The sequence below is a fragment of the Bacillus sp. EB600 genome, assembly GCF_024494385.1.
Classification (GTDB): domain Bacteria; phylum Bacillota; class Bacilli; order Bacillales; family Cytobacillaceae; genus JAEVLT01.
The window spans coordinates 1-13,894 of sequence record NZ_JAEVLT010000006.1 but is presented as its reverse complement, the minus strand read 5'-3'; the positions used below and the strand labels follow the sequence as shown (position 1 = coordinate 13,894).

The window sequence follows — 13,894 nt, the reverse complement described above, 5'->3', positions numbered from 1 at the left end:
GACACACTTACAAACTGCCCCTATGCCTTTAGGCTCATTACTTTATGCTGATTTTTTTAGCGGGCAGTTTTCTATATCCATATAACCAGTCGATCATTTCTAGGTCTTTCGCTTCTATGTTTTCTAGAAGAGTATCACGCAATAAAATTGACACTGAATCGTCTGCGTGAATAATTTCTCCCCACGTACGGGCATTTGTTTGTACCTTTGCCGTACGAGGAATGCGTTCTTCCTGGTACGCCAGAAATGCTTGTTCAATGTTTTCACCGTGAAGCTCAAGCATATCAGCTAAATAAGAAGCGTCTTCTAATGCTTGACAGCCACCTTGCGCCAAGTATTGAAGCATTGGATGAGCAGCATCCCCAAGAAGGGTAAAGCTTCCTTTTGTCCAGTTATCGATTGGAAGTCTGTCATACATCGGCCAGCGAATTTGCCGTTGAATGAAGGAAAGAGCATTCACAACAAGTGGATGACATCCTTTAAATACTTTATCCATTTCTTCCGGTGTTCCCCAGTCATCTGAATGATGCTTGTAAGTTTGACTTTTAAATACAACAACCTGATTATACAATTCGCCTTTACGGACAGGATATTGCACTACATGAAGATTAGGACCAATCCACATAATGACGTCATCCATATTGGCATCATTGCTAATTTCCTCAATCGGAACCGTTCCACGGTATGCTACATAATGAGAGCAGATTGCTTCATCATTGGCAAAATACTTTCGCATTTTTGACCAAAGACCATCTGCACCAATCACAGCTTTTCCTGTATATTGTTCGCCTCTTTGATTCGTAACGGTAACACCCGCTTCATTTTCTTCTACCGTTTCAATAATTTGGCCATTCACAAAGCTAATAAGCGGGTTTTTCTCAGCTGCCTCTATTAGGGCACGATGTAAATCTGAACGATGTAATACGATGTAAGGGAAACCGTATTTTCCCTTAAATTCATCACCTAAATCTAATGCAGCTAATTCCTTCCCTGTATAAACGTCTTTTAATACAAGTCTTTGAGGGAATACAGCATATTTTGCAATTTCATCTGAAACGCCAAATCGATCCAGGACCGCCATGGCATTTGGTCCCATTTGAATACCTGCTCCAATTTCACCGAATTGAGATGCCTGCTCGAACACTTTTGTTTTATGGCCTGCTTCAGCTGCTGCAAGAGCTGCTGCAATTCCGCCAATGCCTCCACCAATGACAAGCATTTCTTTTTCTGCGTTACCCATATTCCCATCCCCCTTGTAAAACTTTTATCCCTTTTGTAAAATACATATACTACGTGGTTTATCCTCTATAATCATTGCTTCTACTATTTTTAAATGTGATATTTTATTAGGAATGCGCAGAGCTTTTAACTTTAAGTCCTAACATTTTTCTAGCTTCGTCTGGTGTTGCTACTTCTCGGCCTAACGTTTTAGCCAATTCTACGATTCTCTCTACAAATTGAGCATTACTTTTTGCCAGCTCTCCTTTGCGGAAATATACAGCATCTTCCATTCCGACACGGACATGTCCGCCAAGTAAAATGGTCAATGTGTTAATCATTAATTGATCTTTGCTCGCTCCAATCGCTGACCAGAGAGCACCTTCAGGAATGTTATTTCTCATAAACATTAGATTTTCTGGTGTAGCAGGGATGCCGCCTTGCGCCCCCAAGACAAATTGGAAAAAGAAAGGTGGTTTGATTAATCCGGTTTTTGCAACTCGTAAAGCATTATGAATCATTCCCACATCAAACACTTCAAGTTCAGGCTTTACATCATTTTCTTGCATTTTACTAGCTAATTGTTCGAGCATTGCAGGAGTATGAATAAATACATTTGGCCCTATATTAAATGATCCGGCATCAAAAGAAGCAAGTTCAGGCTGTAATTCAACAACCGGGAATCGTTTTGTTACATCTCTTAGTTCTCCACCAGCAGTAGTGAAGTTAATGATAATATCACAATTCTTTTCTTCAAGCAGTCTTGTTACTTCACGATACTTATCTACATCTAGGGTTGGTATGCCGTTATCATCTCGGACATGAATATGCGCGATTGCTGCACCTGCTTGCCATGATTCATAAATAGAATCAGCAATTTCCTGTGGCGTAGTTGGTAAGTAAGGAGTATGTTCTTTCGTTGCAAAATCCCCTGTTGTCGCTACCGTGATAATCAATTTTTCCATTATAAAATCCCCCTTTAGATTATTGAATTTCAAACTAGCATCAATGAAAGTTTCATCTAAATCGATCAACAATTCAGACGAAACTTATTAATCCGGCAATTTTTAGTAGTGAAGCTGCCATTTTAATAGATGCCTATTAAAATGGCCTACTAACCATGCTATTTCTAAATGTTACTTAAGCCATGATTTTTTCCAATAAACGTGTATGCACATGACCGCTTTCAAAATCTTCATCCTGCAGAACTTGTTTTAAAAACGGAATTGTCGTACTGATTCCTTCTACTGTAAATTCATCTAAAGCTACTATCATTCTTTGAATAGCATGTTCGCGAGTCTCTCCATGAACAATGACCTTTGCAATCATCGAATCATAGTAAACTGGTACTTTATACCCTTGGTAACAATGCGTATCAACTCGTACACCCGGACCTTGAGGCATTTCCCATTTTGTAATTACCCCTGGCGTTGGACGAAATCCTTCCGCTGGTTCTTCTGCATTAATTCGGCACTCGATTGCATGGCCCTTGAATTGAATATCTGCTTGAGTAAATCGAAGTGTTTGACCGTTTGCCACGTTAATTTGCTCTTGAATTAAATCTACACCTGTGATCATTTCGGTAACTGGATGTTCGACTTGAATTCGTGTATTCATTTCAAGGAAATAGAATGTTGCTTCGTCTTGATCGACGATAAATTCTACGGTGCCCGCATTTTCATAAGAAATATTTTCCGCCAATTTAACAGCCGCATTGTGAATATCTTGACGCAGCTCTTCGGAAATAATCGGTGCCATCGCTTCTTCCACTAGTTTTTGATGACGACGCTGTGTCGAACAATCACGTTCACCAAGATGAACCACGTTACCATATTTATCTCCGAGTACTTGAACTTCGATATGGCGAGCATTGGCAATATATTTTTCCACGTACATCGTTCCGTCTCCAAAAGCAGCTTTTGCTTCTGCTGACGCTGATTCAAAAACAGTTTTCACTTGCGCTCTATCGGTAACAACCTTCATACCGCGACCGCCGCCGCCTGCTGCTGCTTTTAACATGACCGGCAAACCAATTTTTTCAATCGTTTGCAGGACTTCTTCATATGAAGCTACTTTTTCTGAACCAGGAAGAACAGGAACAGCACATTCTTGTGCAATAGCACGGGCAACAAGCTTATTACCCATCTTCAAAATATGATCCGGCTGTGGACCAACATAGACAATACCCTTTTCGGCACAGACTTGCGCCAATTCTGGAACTTCTGCTAAAAATCCATAACCAGGGTGTATCGCATCAGCACCAACTGATACAGCTGTCGAAATAATGGTTGGGATATTAAGATAACTTTTCGCTGCTGGTGCTTTACCAATAACAACAGCTTTATCTGCTAATCTTGCGGGCAGGCTGTCTTGATCCGCTTCAGAAACAGCTAAGATCGTTTCAATCCCTAAAACCTTACATGTTCTAATAATACGAAGTGCTATTTCGCCTCGATTAATAATAAAAATACGTGAAATTGCCATTCAACTGTCTCCTCTTCTTTTAATAGATTTAGTTCACTTTTACTGAGAATAATGGTTGTCCCACTTCAACTAAATCGGCATCTTCAACATGAATCTCAGTAATAACGCCTGCTACACCCGCAGCAATTGCACTATATACTTTCATAATTTCAATTAACCCAACAGTAGTGTCTTCTTGGACAGTAGCTCCTACTTTTACATATGGATTAGCACCTGGCTCAGGTTGTGCATAGAATATGCCAGTAGTTGCTGCATTGATCGTCACAATATCTTCTTCTGTGTTTGCATCTTGCTTAGCTTCTACTAATTCAGTTTCTTGTTCAGGTACTTCTATCGCTGCCGCAGCTTCAAGCTTCGTTTCTGACACTACTTGTTCAATTTCTACTGGTGTTTGAACACTTGCTTGAACACTAGGTTGAACCGTTTCTGTTACTCCATTTTTACCGATAACAATTTTAAGATCTGGATTCTCTAATTTTAAATAGTTAAAAGAAGAAACCTCTAATTTATCAATCAACGTTGTGAGTGTTTCCACATCATTTTCATTTAGTCCCTTTAAAATATTTTTGCTCATCTTTTATTCCTCCTATAGTTCAATGATTTTCAAATTTTAGTTATTTGTTAAGATTAGTGAACCTTGATGACCTTGGATTTGCACATGTGAAATACTTGGTTGTTTGCTTAACTTATCTAAAAGTTCTGCTAAAGGTGTTGAAGCTGAAAAATATTTACGATACGGATCTGCTTTCCGCATTTCCTCAATATCTTTGGTACCTTTCATAATATAACGCAGCATGAACTCTTCATCTGAGAGTGTCGGACCACCGAATTGCTCTTTCAATTTCTTAATTGGTATATCTTCAACTGGCTCATAATGTAATTCTTTTGCACGTGGTAAACTTAAGAATTTATCTTTTAAGTCTTGATCCATCATTAAATAACCTGAATCTTCGCTATATACACCTGCAGCCATTTGAATCAATTCATCGATGACAACTTTGTAACGTTCTCCTGTTGCAACGTTAATTGCAGCTTGTGTCACCATGAATTGCGAATATGGTGTAATCATCACCGGATAACCTAGTTCTGCACGAATTCGGATTGATTCTTCAACTACCTCATCCACTCTATCCTGAAGATTCATTGCTTGTAACTGGAAGCGTAGATTTGAAATAACACCGCCAGGTACTTGATGAATATATTGTGAGTAATCGTACTCAAGAGGCGCACCGATTGGTAAGTTATCTGCCTTGGCAACGACCATTAAACGCTCTGAAATTCTTTGAATACGTTCAATATCTATGTTATGGTCTAAATTTAAATATTTTGCATTTGCTATTGTTGTAAATACAGATGGTTGTCCTGAACCATTTGCTAATGGTGGAATTGCTGTATGAAGACTCCGAACACCCATTTTCATCGCTTCAACATAGAGCTCATCTGCAAGTCCAGTCGTACAATGAGTATGGAATTCTATAGGGATTCCTTTTGAATTTTCGATAATAATCGGTAATAGTCTTCTAAGAGTTTCAACCGTTAACAAACCAGCTGCGTCTTTAAAATAAATAACATCCGGCTTATTTTTCACCACTTCTTTCGTTTTCTTCGCAAAGTATTCATCTGTATGTCTTGGCGAGATACTGTAACAAACGGCATGGGCAATTTCCATCCCTTTACTGCGTAAATACGGTATGAACCATGGGAAATCTGTTTTTAAATTTCCAAAAATATTGGCCATTGTCTGTACACGATTAATGGCCCCACGCTCAATTAATAAATCATAAAACAGTTTACCTACAGATGGAGGTGTTTCTAATAGTTCAAAAAGAACAAGGCCTGGTTCACCCATAAATGCTTTTTTCGCATTCGGCATCTTCTCCCCAACTATTTGTGCTAACTTCCATGGATCTTCTTTTAAATCACGGACAATTTTTTTGAAATTGTATGGCATTAATGGAACTTCTACTACTTGAAACCCCGCTTGATCCAGATCCTCTGCTACTGCCTCTACCATTCCCGTACGCGATTCGGCTGCCCATAGGCTTTGAGTTCCATCACGTAAGGTTGTATCTACGTATTGTAGTAATTCCTTTGTCATTGTTTCCTCTCCCATCCTCTTGTTATTAAACGCTTTCATTTCTTTTAAGTTACCTTATATCCCTCAAAACAGCTTATTCCCCTATCGAACGCAAATAAAATTATTCACTCTGTTTTGAATATTCCGGATTTTTCGCTTATTATTCAGGCTACTTTATAATAGATAACCTCTGAAACTAGCAAAAAATCTTCAACAACTGTTCTAAATACTAATGTTGTGAAAACTCCCCCTTCATCCAATGGAAAGCGTATACATTGTACAAATTTCTTTGGATTTAAACCTTTTAAGAAGCTAGTTTATAATCTAAAGCGGAATCAGTATTCCTATTTGCTATTCTATTGTCTTGCGTTACAAGAGTCAATATTTTATTCTTCAAAAAATTCGCTATTTTATAACAATTGCTAGTAAAGAAAAGGTTATATTTAGCTAATACTGTCGAAATTCAAGTATTTTCCCAGAATGAAAGCTTCCAAACCTTATAAAAATTTTTATTAATTTGTAAATTCGGATCAATTTAGCTGTTTGGATGATGGTACTGATTTTTTTTGCTCTCCTTTTAGCAGCGCAATGTATTGTGAAAAAGGAATTAGGACAAAACTAGATGCGAAGAAAAACAGCCGGCAGCAGACAAAGGCAAATCGAGAGACTATTTCTGAGCGGGTGGAACAGCTGATTCAGGAAGGAAAAATTGTCTTAAAGGAGAGGGGCAGGAATGACCAAGGAGGAAGTTGTCAAACTAATGGTGCTGATTGAGTCGGTTTATACCAACTGCACCTTCAAAGATGAAACGGTGCTGAATTGGTTCCAATGTTGTTCGAAAATGGATTATAAGAAAGTGATGGCGAAGCTTAAAAACCATATTCGAAAGAGTCCATTTCCACCTGCTATTGCCGATATTGCGGTGTTCTGCTTCGAGGAGAATGTTTTTCAGGAAACCTTACAAAATTGGAAGAAGGAAGGACGGGAAAGAATTGAGGGCAATCACAGCAACGCCAACCGAAATGCAATTCCCGACTGGCTCCTCGAATATTCAACAAAAAAATCTGTTTGAAGCTGAAAGCATGCTTTGCTAAAAGAGCCGGATTCCATACAACTGTTTTATCCTTTTCGTAGATGGTGGATTAGTAATCATCCAATTGGATGATTACAAAGGGATTTTTTAGATTTACCATACTAATGAGAGATTTACATTTAATGACATATATCGAAAGGAGGTCGGACGGAAGTTAGTGTCATCTTTTTAAAATAATAAGTTATGCTTTAATTCAATTAGAAGTAATTTTTAATAAGCTAATACATTCATCCTTGTATGTATTGGCTTTTTTTCTATGCAAAAAACATACTGCCATCAGTGACATTTGTTAATTGCCAAAAACACTCTTACTCTATTCAAACTTTTAGACTAACGAATATATAATTATCTCGAAATATTAAAATTTGTTTTCAATTGTATTACAGAACAGTTTGGAATGTATAAGAAAATGTGTCCTGAAACCCTTGTACTGTAGGGATTGGGGCAATTTACATTGTTTGTAACGCAAAGCACTTTCAGTACCATATATGTAATTTCAATACAATATATCCATTTTTTATAGTTGTTTTAATTTCTCATTTGACTATTATTTTCTATGTACCAAATTTATGAAACTTAAGGAAGTGCTACACATTGAAGAAAAATCTAGTAACGGCAGCTGCAACGGCAGGCCTTATATTCACTGCTTTTGGGGCCTCTGCAAGTGCTCAAGAAAATACATATACTGTTCATCCAGGAGACAGCTTATGGAAAATCTCTAAAGTAAATAATGTTTCTATTCATAATTTAAAAGATTGGAACGATCTTTCAAGTGATCGTATCTATGTGAATCAAAAACTATCGTTAACGTACACAGTGAAATCAGGAGATAGTCTATGGACTATTGCAAGATCTTATGGCACAACGGTAAGGGAACTGCAAAGCACAAATGGATTTACAACGAATTTAATTCATCCGGGTCAGCAATTGAAAATACCAACTGCAAATGTAATTAGTTCTTCATCATCAGTACCAACCACTAAAACGGATGCGTCTTCTTATGTTATCCAGAAGGGTGATACCCTTTCTACGATAGGAACCCGTTATAATCTATCAGTTTCCAAGCTTAAATCAATGAACCAATTAACTTCTAACAAAATTATTGCTGGAAAAATTCTAAAACTGAGAAGTGAGCGGGCCAATGCCTCTGCGATTAATGGGTCTGCAGCTTCAAATTCTGAAGTCAAGGCACCTGCAGCACCTGCCGAATCACAAATAGCCCCTGCCGCTTCTCAACAATCAGAGAATCAGATGGCACCTGCGGCTTCTAAATCAACAGAGAATCAGACAGCTCCTGTTGCTTCTCAACCAACAGAGAACAAGACAGCTCCTGTTGCTTCTCAACCAACAGAGAACAAGACAGCTCCTGTTGCTTCTCAACCAACAGAGAATCAGACAGCTCCTGTTGCTTCTCAACCAGAAGGAAATCAGGCTGCTTCGCCGGCTTCTCAACCAGCTGTTCAACCTGAAGCGCCTACTGCTTCACCAGCTGCCGAAAAGCCAGCAGCAATCGCAGCTTCTAATGTTCAGGCAATAATTGCTGAAGCCAAGAAATACATGGGTACACCATATCGCTGGGGAGGAAATACACCATCTGGTTTTGATTGCAGCGGCTTCGTAAAATATGTATTTGATAAATTTGGCGTTTCCCTACCTCGAACCACTTCAGAGCAATGGGGCGCTACAACACCTGTAAATTCACCAAGTATAGGTGATCTAGTCTTTTTTGAAACCTACCAACCAGGACCATCACATGTAGGAATCTATTTAGGTAATAACCAATTCATTAGTGCTACTGATTCAGGTGTGAAAATCTCTAATATGGCATCTTCTTATTGGGGTCCTAGATATTTAGGGGCAAGAAAAACCTTATAATGAATTAGAAACAAATTAGACTATTAACTTGTAACTATCAAAAAACTAATAATCAAACTGATTCACTAACAAAAAAATGGGTCTGCATTTTCTTTTTAATGTAGACCCACTTTTTCCTATCTAACAAATGGAAAGAGATTATGGTCGTGTTAAGATACTTTCCATGCAGTCAAACCACCATCACCCTACATTTCAGTATTCACTTTTTTCTTAGCGCTAATTTGTAACCAGGTCTAGCTATAGCTGCAACCAGAATGAAGCTAATTCCCATCAAAATACCATCTAAAATAAGCGCATTTGTCCAGCTTCCTGTGTGATCACGTATTGCTCCGGAAACAACTGGGGAAAGTAAAGCACCTATCTCGGAAACAAGATTCCACATACCAAAAGCAGCTCCACGATTCTCGGCTGGTGCCAGTTCTGCTGTAAGGGCATGTGAAACTGTTTGTGTTGCGAAGAAAAACAGTCCGGAAGTAAACAGTATAAGAGATACGACAATTAAATTTTTATATCCCAACAGTAGGTAGGATGCCAGCACAAAAATACAAACAGTCAAACAAATTAAAATAATTGCGAGAAAGTTTCTTCTTCCATTCGTTTTGTTAGCTACGATATCAGAAATCTTTCCGCCTAAAGGATAACCAATTAAACCCGCTATAACATTAAATGAAGCAACTAAAGCAGCAGTTGTTAATTTACCACCGTCAATGTCTTGCACAATTGATGTGGACCAATAACCGTAAAGCCAAAGATGCCAAACAATTGGAATACCAGAAAGATAGAGTAAAACAAGATTGCCATTTTTTAAAATTGGTCTAACTTCTGCTGCTTTTGTTTTATTGATAAATAATATAAACCCAACTGCAAGTCCAGTAAAAATCAACCCTACCGCAACTTCAGATAATCCAAAGTAATTAGAAAGGAAATAGATAGACAAAAGGATGATCAAAAACACAGTCGAATACTTCAAAAGGTTAATGAGTGCTTGGCCAAATGGCTCTTTCGTTGCCTTTTCTCCCGTATTTGGTTTCATGAACTTAAATAATAAGAAACCGTTACAATTGTTATCGTACCCATTAAAAGAAAAGGGGCCCTCCAAGCTTCATTTCCCCAGAAGGCTTGGGCAAAATTAATTAGATACGGGGTCCCTAATGTAGCTGCGGCCAACCCAAGTGAAAGTCCTGTAATAACAAGACCAATTCCCAGTCCTAATTTTTTTGGAGGGGTTACTTGGGCAATTAGTGATCGGTCATTCGAATAAAATACACCTTCCCCTAATCCTGTCAAAACCCGGATCGCAATAAAGAGAGTTAATCCGCTCATGACTCCAGCAAATAAAGTGGTAATACCAGCCCAAAATATACTGATTATTATAACGGTTCGATAACCAAATTTGTCTCCAAAATAGCCGCCAGGAAACTGTGTCAGCAATATCCAGCAAAGAATAAACTTCCTAATAGGCCGCAAAGCGCATAGGGGTTGGCAGCAGACTGTAGAAACGCTACTTTATTAGTAATCATCCAAGTAATAACTGGTCCTGTTAAGCTTCGATCAGCATATGAAACAAACCAACCTAGAAATAAGAAAGCCCAAATTGTGTGATAACGTTGCCAGCTTTTTTTCATAGAAACACCTCTTTTTTATTGGATTTACGAAAATTACTACCTCTATGGTTTCCCTAACCCCTCTTTTTTCAAGTGCACGCTCATCATACGATAAGACGAGATCCCCAGAAATCCTCCTATTTTATTGGAGAAAAATTGGTAGAATATAAGATTTTATTCTCTTACTTTTCGAACATCGGTAATACTAGTGGGATAAACCCTTCCACCCACTCTTGATCCTGATGCAAGTATGGCAAAGGTAGAATCAGGCGGCCGCCACATAGCCATGCTGCTCGGTATTATTGATGAAGATTGTACTCCAAACTATTATGCAGATGGTCAATCATCAGGGAGCTGGAACCCCCTTATAACATTTGGAAAAAACGAAAGTTTCTAGTGCTAAAGAAACTGCTGAGCAAAAATATGTAAAGTAAATACATTTTCGATAAACTGTGATCTTCTTGGATAATTACTTGAACATTTGGTTGGTGATCTTTACACACCAATTGGGGGCATGAAGCAAAGTGGTATTGGTAGAGAAGTAGGAGCGCACAGCTTTGAATTCTATACCTATCTACTAATTGTATTAAATTGTAAGATGTAGACTAAAAGACGAAAGTCATAGAAAGGTTACTCTAAACAAATTAGGAGACTAACCTTTTTATGACTTTTTTTATTTTAAGCTTTGTTATTTAATATTGTTGAAACCATGGAGCATCGGTACATGCGATTGGCAATTAAAATATGCCACCCAATTACGCTAGCTAGTACAGTGGATAGTATATTATTTCTATGGATGTACTTTTATTTGTTAATAAAATTAGTTAAATCCATCCCACAAAAACTTTTCCTTGCTCATCGAGTCTTTTAAGTCTGTTTGTTTTTTTATTTTTTATTATACAAAAACACTGAAATTAACAGTAAAAGGATTGCGCCCATTTTGGTTAAATCAATCGGGTGACGCTCGCCGCCAAAAAAACCAAAATGATCTATTACTACACTAAGAATAATCTGCCCTGCAATGACGGCCATGAAAGTAGCAGAGACACCGATCTTAGGAACAACAATAACCTGAATCATCACAAAAAAAGATCCCAGCAAACCGCCGATTACTTGCCACTTTGGAACTGTTGAAATGGCTGAAATATTACCGTTGCCAAAAAATATTAAAATAAGAAATAATACCATCGCTCCTACTGCAAAATTCATAAAGGAACTTTCAATAACACCGATTTTTTTACCTAAACCACCATTAATCTGACCCTGCGTTGCTAGTGCCATTCCACCGATCAGCGCCAGCAATGGAAAAATAAGCTTTACTAACATCTAAATTCTCCTTCTTTATCGATTATTCTAGAAAGATAACACTCCTTATCCTATCTGCTTTCAATATATGTCATTTAGTGTCACTCTCTCATTACTATGGTAAATCTAAATAATCCCTTTGTAATCATCCAATTGGATGATTGTAAGCTAATCCAAAGATTAAATTAACTTATCCAATAGACATTTCGTTCAGTCCCCCACTACAATTGCTTTAATTTTTTGGGGGACTAACCTCAAGAAGAGTTGTTTCATTAACGCTCTTTTCATCTGAATGAATCCTTACGGTAGTAAAATACTTTTTTAAAATAATTTGATTATTCAAATAATTATGTGCAAAACAATAGATAGACAATGTGGAATGAATCAAACGGGAGGGATGGAAACCGGGAAGATAATCTGCCTGACTACTTAAATTAACTTATTAGACAGTGACTTAGCAAATGGGACCACAGCTTGCAGCTTTTCATAAGAAACACCTGTCTCTACCCCCATTTGGGATAACATTAGCAACAGATCTTCACTAGCTAGGTTTCCTGTTGCTCCCGGAGAATAAGGACAACCTCCAAGACCTCCGATAGAGCTATCAAATTTAGCAACTCCAGCATGCATTGCAGCTAATGTATTTGCAAGCGCCATATTCCAAGTATCATGGAAATGCCCAACAAAAACTGTTTCCGGATAAAGATCACGCAACCGCGAAAAACGTTCATACACCATTTTGGGGTTGGCGTGGCCATTCGTGTCACCAATATCAATCTCATCCGCATGTAACTCGATAAATATGCGAGTGACATCGTTTACGGCATCAAAGGATACCTCTCCCTGGAACGGGCATGTAAACGCCATAGAAACATAAGCCCGAATGAATTGTCCATTTGCCTTAGCTTTAGCAAAAATTACCTCGCAATCTTTCAAGGATTCGGCGGTTGTCTTATTGATATTCTTCTTGTTAAACGTTGTACTCGCACCAACAAAGACTGCAATTTGCGGAACTTGGGCTGCAATAGCTCGTTCCACTGCCTTCAGATTCGGTGTCAAAGCAATATAAGTAATCCCCAACTCATTGCAATATGCGGATATTTCAGCTGCATCAGCCATTTGCGGCACCCATTTGGGACTAACAAAAGCGCAGGTTTCCATTCGAGAAATTCCCGTCTTTGCTAGTTTACGGATAAGTTTCTTTTTATCTTCCGTCGAAATTGGCTTGGGTTCGTTCTGCAATCCATCACGGGGTCCGACCTCGATCAATTCTATTTTTTTCGGAATATTCACATTACCACCCCATCAATTAATAGGATCTAGGTAACCATAAGACATGCTCTGCAACATAGGACAAGATCATGTTGGTAGAGATCGTGGTCGCCTTATACAAACGAGTTTCTTTAAATTTCCGCTCAACATCATATTCTTATGCAAAACCGAACCCTCCATGAGTCTGTAAAGTGACATTAGCCACTTCCCAAGATGCATCGACTTCAAGCAGTCGCCATGTTCGCTTCTTTTCCACACGGTTTACCAGTATCGAATAATGCAGCAGCACGGTTACTTGGGCTAGCTTATACGATTCTTCCAATAATTGATCAGAAGTAGCTCCTTCGATTTAATAAATCGGCTTTATCTGCCTCTTCAGCGGAAACCAGCCTTCCTGTGCACAAACATTCTTTTGCGATGTGGATTCCAACTCTTTTAGGACGAAGACGTGATCCTCCGCCGCCCGGCATAATTCCACGAGTCAATTCAGGTAGACCAAACGTAGCTTTGTTAGCTGCAATAATAAAATCACGGTTAAGAACTAGCTCAAAACCTCCAGCTAGTACATAACCATCAACTGCTGCAATTCCAGGTTGTGGAAGATCGGCAAGTGCATAAAACATTTTCTCAAAAAGTATATGTTGTTCTCTCCATTAATGTTCGGTCACCCCATTCCGCGCTTTAATATCAGCACCCGAACAAAAAGCCTTAGAAGTGGTTGAAGCTAAGATTACTACTCTTGCATCAGACTCCAAGATAGATTGAAAGGTTTGCAAAAGTTCGGTTGCCATTTCTGAATAAATCCTCCTTTCACAATTATTAAATATTTCTTATATTTCATTATAACTACCCTCTTTACAAACAAACAAAACAAATAACACATCAAATTAATGTGAAATATGCATAAATACACCCAGTTCAAGCATGCTATAATAGGGAAATCCGTAAAACTTAATTGGATCTATC

Annotated in this window: 12 protein-coding genes and 3 pseudogenes; 4 read left to right on the top strand and 11 right to left on the bottom strand. The window is 38.3% G+C overall.

Translation table 11 applies throughout. The features are described from left to right. Positions 1 to 37: 37 nt before the first annotated feature. The 5 genes from JN080_RS08485 to JN080_RS08465 form a co-directional block, all read right to left on the bottom strand. Positions 38 to 1,240, bottom strand: coding sequence for an FAD-dependent monooxygenase (locus JN080_RS08485; protein ID WP_256235516.1), 1,203 nt, complete (start codon positions 1,238 to 1,240; stop codon positions 38 to 40). A gap of 106 nt (positions 1,241 to 1,346) precedes the next feature. Then, a complete protein-coding gene (locus tag JN080_RS08480; RefSeq protein ID WP_256235515.1) occupies positions 1,347 to 2,183 on the bottom strand; it encodes a beta-keto acid cleavage family enzyme in 837 nt (278 codons plus the stop codon). Positions 2,184 to 2,358: 175 nt separating this feature from the next. Next, positions 2,359 to 3,702, bottom strand: coding sequence for an acetyl-CoA carboxylase biotin carboxylase subunit (gene accC / locus JN080_RS08475; RefSeq protein WP_256235514.1), 1,344 nt, complete (start codon positions 3,700 to 3,702; stop codon positions 2,359 to 2,361). A gap of 28 nt (positions 3,703 to 3,730) precedes the next feature. Continuing rightward, positions 3,731 to 4,276: an acetyl-CoA carboxylase biotin carboxyl carrier protein gene (locus tag JN080_RS08470; RefSeq protein ID WP_256235513.1), complete on the bottom strand. Its 546-nt coding sequence runs from the start codon at positions 4,274 to 4,276 to the stop codon at positions 3,731 to 3,733. A 36-nt stretch (positions 4,277 to 4,312) separates the two neighbouring features. Further along, positions 4,313 to 5,800 carry a hypothetical protein gene (locus tag JN080_RS08465; protein WP_256235512.1) on the bottom strand — a complete coding sequence of 496 codons (1,488 nt, stop codon included), beginning with the start codon at positions 5,798 to 5,800 and terminating at the stop codon, positions 4,313 to 4,315. Positions 5,801 to 6,512: 712 nt separating this feature from the next. Here JN080_RS08465 and JN080_RS08460 point away from each other — a divergent pair. Together JN080_RS08460 and JN080_RS29800 are read left to right on the top strand one after the other, a co-directional pair. Beyond that, a complete protein-coding gene (locus JN080_RS08460; protein ID WP_256235511.1) occupies positions 6,513 to 6,851 on the top strand; it encodes a hypothetical protein in 339 nt (112 codons plus the stop codon). 1,557 nt (positions 6,852 to 8,408) lie between these two features. After that, a pseudogene (locus tag JN080_RS29800) lies at positions 8,409 to 8,747 on the top strand (C40 family peptidase); the annotation flags it as partial. A 199-nt stretch (positions 8,748 to 8,946) separates the two neighbouring features. Here JN080_RS29800 and JN080_RS08450 read toward each other — a convergent pair. The 3 genes from JN080_RS08450 to JN080_RS08440 are packed head-to-tail and all read right to left on the bottom strand — an operon-like array spanning position 8,947 to position 10,372. Further along, the gene (locus tag JN080_RS08450; RefSeq protein ID WP_256235509.1) at positions 8,947 to 9,846 is read right to left on the bottom strand and encodes an MFS transporter; all 900 of its coding nucleotides are present in this window, start codon (positions 9,844 to 9,846) and stop codon (positions 8,947 to 8,949) included. Further along, a complete protein-coding gene (locus JN080_RS08445; protein WP_256235508.1) occupies positions 9,777 to 10,178 on the bottom strand; it encodes an MFS transporter in 402 nt (133 codons plus the stop codon). The genes JN080_RS08450 and JN080_RS08445 overlap by 70 nt, the downstream gene beginning before the upstream one ends. Continuing rightward, entirely contained in the window at positions 10,172 to 10,372 is a 201-nt protein-coding gene (locus JN080_RS08440) for a hypothetical protein (protein WP_256235507.1), read from the bottom strand. Before JN080_RS08440 ends, JN080_RS08445 begins: the two co-directional genes overlap by 7 nt. 229 nt (positions 10,373 to 10,601) lie before the next feature. Here JN080_RS08440 and JN080_RS08435 point away from each other — a divergent pair, with 229 nt between their 5' ends. Both JN080_RS08435 and JN080_RS08430 read left to right on the top strand, forming a co-directional pair. Beyond that, complete coding sequence (locus JN080_RS08435) at positions 10,602 to 10,748, top strand: hypothetical protein (RefSeq protein ID WP_256235506.1); 147 nt, start codon at positions 10,602 to 10,604, stop codon at positions 10,746 to 10,748. Positions 10,749 to 10,841: 93 nt separating this feature from the next. Further along, positions 10,842 to 10,955, top strand: a pseudogene (locus JN080_RS08430) (aldehyde dehydrogenase family protein); the annotation flags it as partial. A 281-nt stretch (positions 10,956 to 11,236) separates the two neighbouring features. On the opposite strand, the gene JN080_RS08425 reads toward JN080_RS08430, so the two are convergent. The 3 genes and pseudogenes from JN080_RS08425 to JN080_RS08415 form a co-directional block, all read right to left on the bottom strand. Next, positions 11,237 to 11,677, bottom strand: coding sequence for a DMT family transporter (locus JN080_RS08425; protein ID WP_256235505.1), 441 nt, complete (start codon positions 11,675 to 11,677; stop codon positions 11,237 to 11,239). 408 nt (positions 11,678 to 12,085) lie between these two features. Continuing rightward, the gene (locus JN080_RS08420) at positions 12,086 to 12,949 is read right to left on the bottom strand and encodes a hydroxymethylglutaryl-CoA lyase (protein WP_256235504.1); all 864 of its coding nucleotides are present in this window, start codon (positions 12,947 to 12,949) and stop codon (positions 12,086 to 12,088) included. A gap of 308 nt (positions 12,950 to 13,257) precedes the next feature. Next, a pseudogene (locus JN080_RS08415) lies at positions 13,258 to 13,719 on the bottom strand (enoyl-CoA hydratase/isomerase family protein). Positions 13,720 to 13,894 lie beyond the last annotated feature (175 nt).

What these genes read in the sequence shown, in the direction of transcription:
- JN080_RS08425 (WP_256235505.1), bottom strand. Translation starts at nt 11,677, where the DNA reads ATGTTAGTAAAGCTTATTTTTCCATTGCTGGCGCTGATCGGTGGAATG.
- JN080_RS08470 (WP_256235513.1), bottom strand. Translation starts at nt 4,276, where the DNA reads ATGAGCAAAAATATTTTAAAGGGACTAAATGAAAATGATGTGGAAACA.
- JN080_RS08485 (WP_256235516.1), bottom strand. Translation starts at nt 1,240, where the DNA reads ATGGGTAACGCAGAAAAAGAAATGCTTGTCATTGGTGGAGGCATTGGC.
- JN080_RS08480 (WP_256235515.1), bottom strand. Translation starts at nt 2,183, where the DNA reads ATGGAAAAATTGATTATCACGGTAGCGACAACAGGGGATTTTGCAACG.
- accC (WP_256235514.1), bottom strand. Translation starts at nt 3,702, where the DNA reads ATGGCAATTTCACGTATTTTTATTATTAATCGAGGCGAAATAGCACTT.
- JN080_RS08465 (WP_256235512.1), bottom strand. Translation starts at nt 5,800, where the DNA reads ATGACAAAGGAATTACTACAATACGTAGATACAACCTTACGTGATGGA.
- JN080_RS08460 (WP_256235511.1), top strand. Translation starts at nt 6,513, where the DNA reads ATGACCAAGGAGGAAGTTGTCAAACTAATGGTGCTGATTGAGTCGGTT.
- JN080_RS08435 (WP_256235506.1), top strand. Translation starts at nt 10,602, where the DNA reads ATGGCAAAGGTAGAATCAGGCGGCCGCCACATAGCCATGCTGCTCGGT.
- JN080_RS08440 (WP_256235507.1), bottom strand. Translation starts at nt 10,372, where the DNA reads ATGAAAAAAAGCTGGCAACGTTATCACACAATTTGGGCTTTCTTATTT.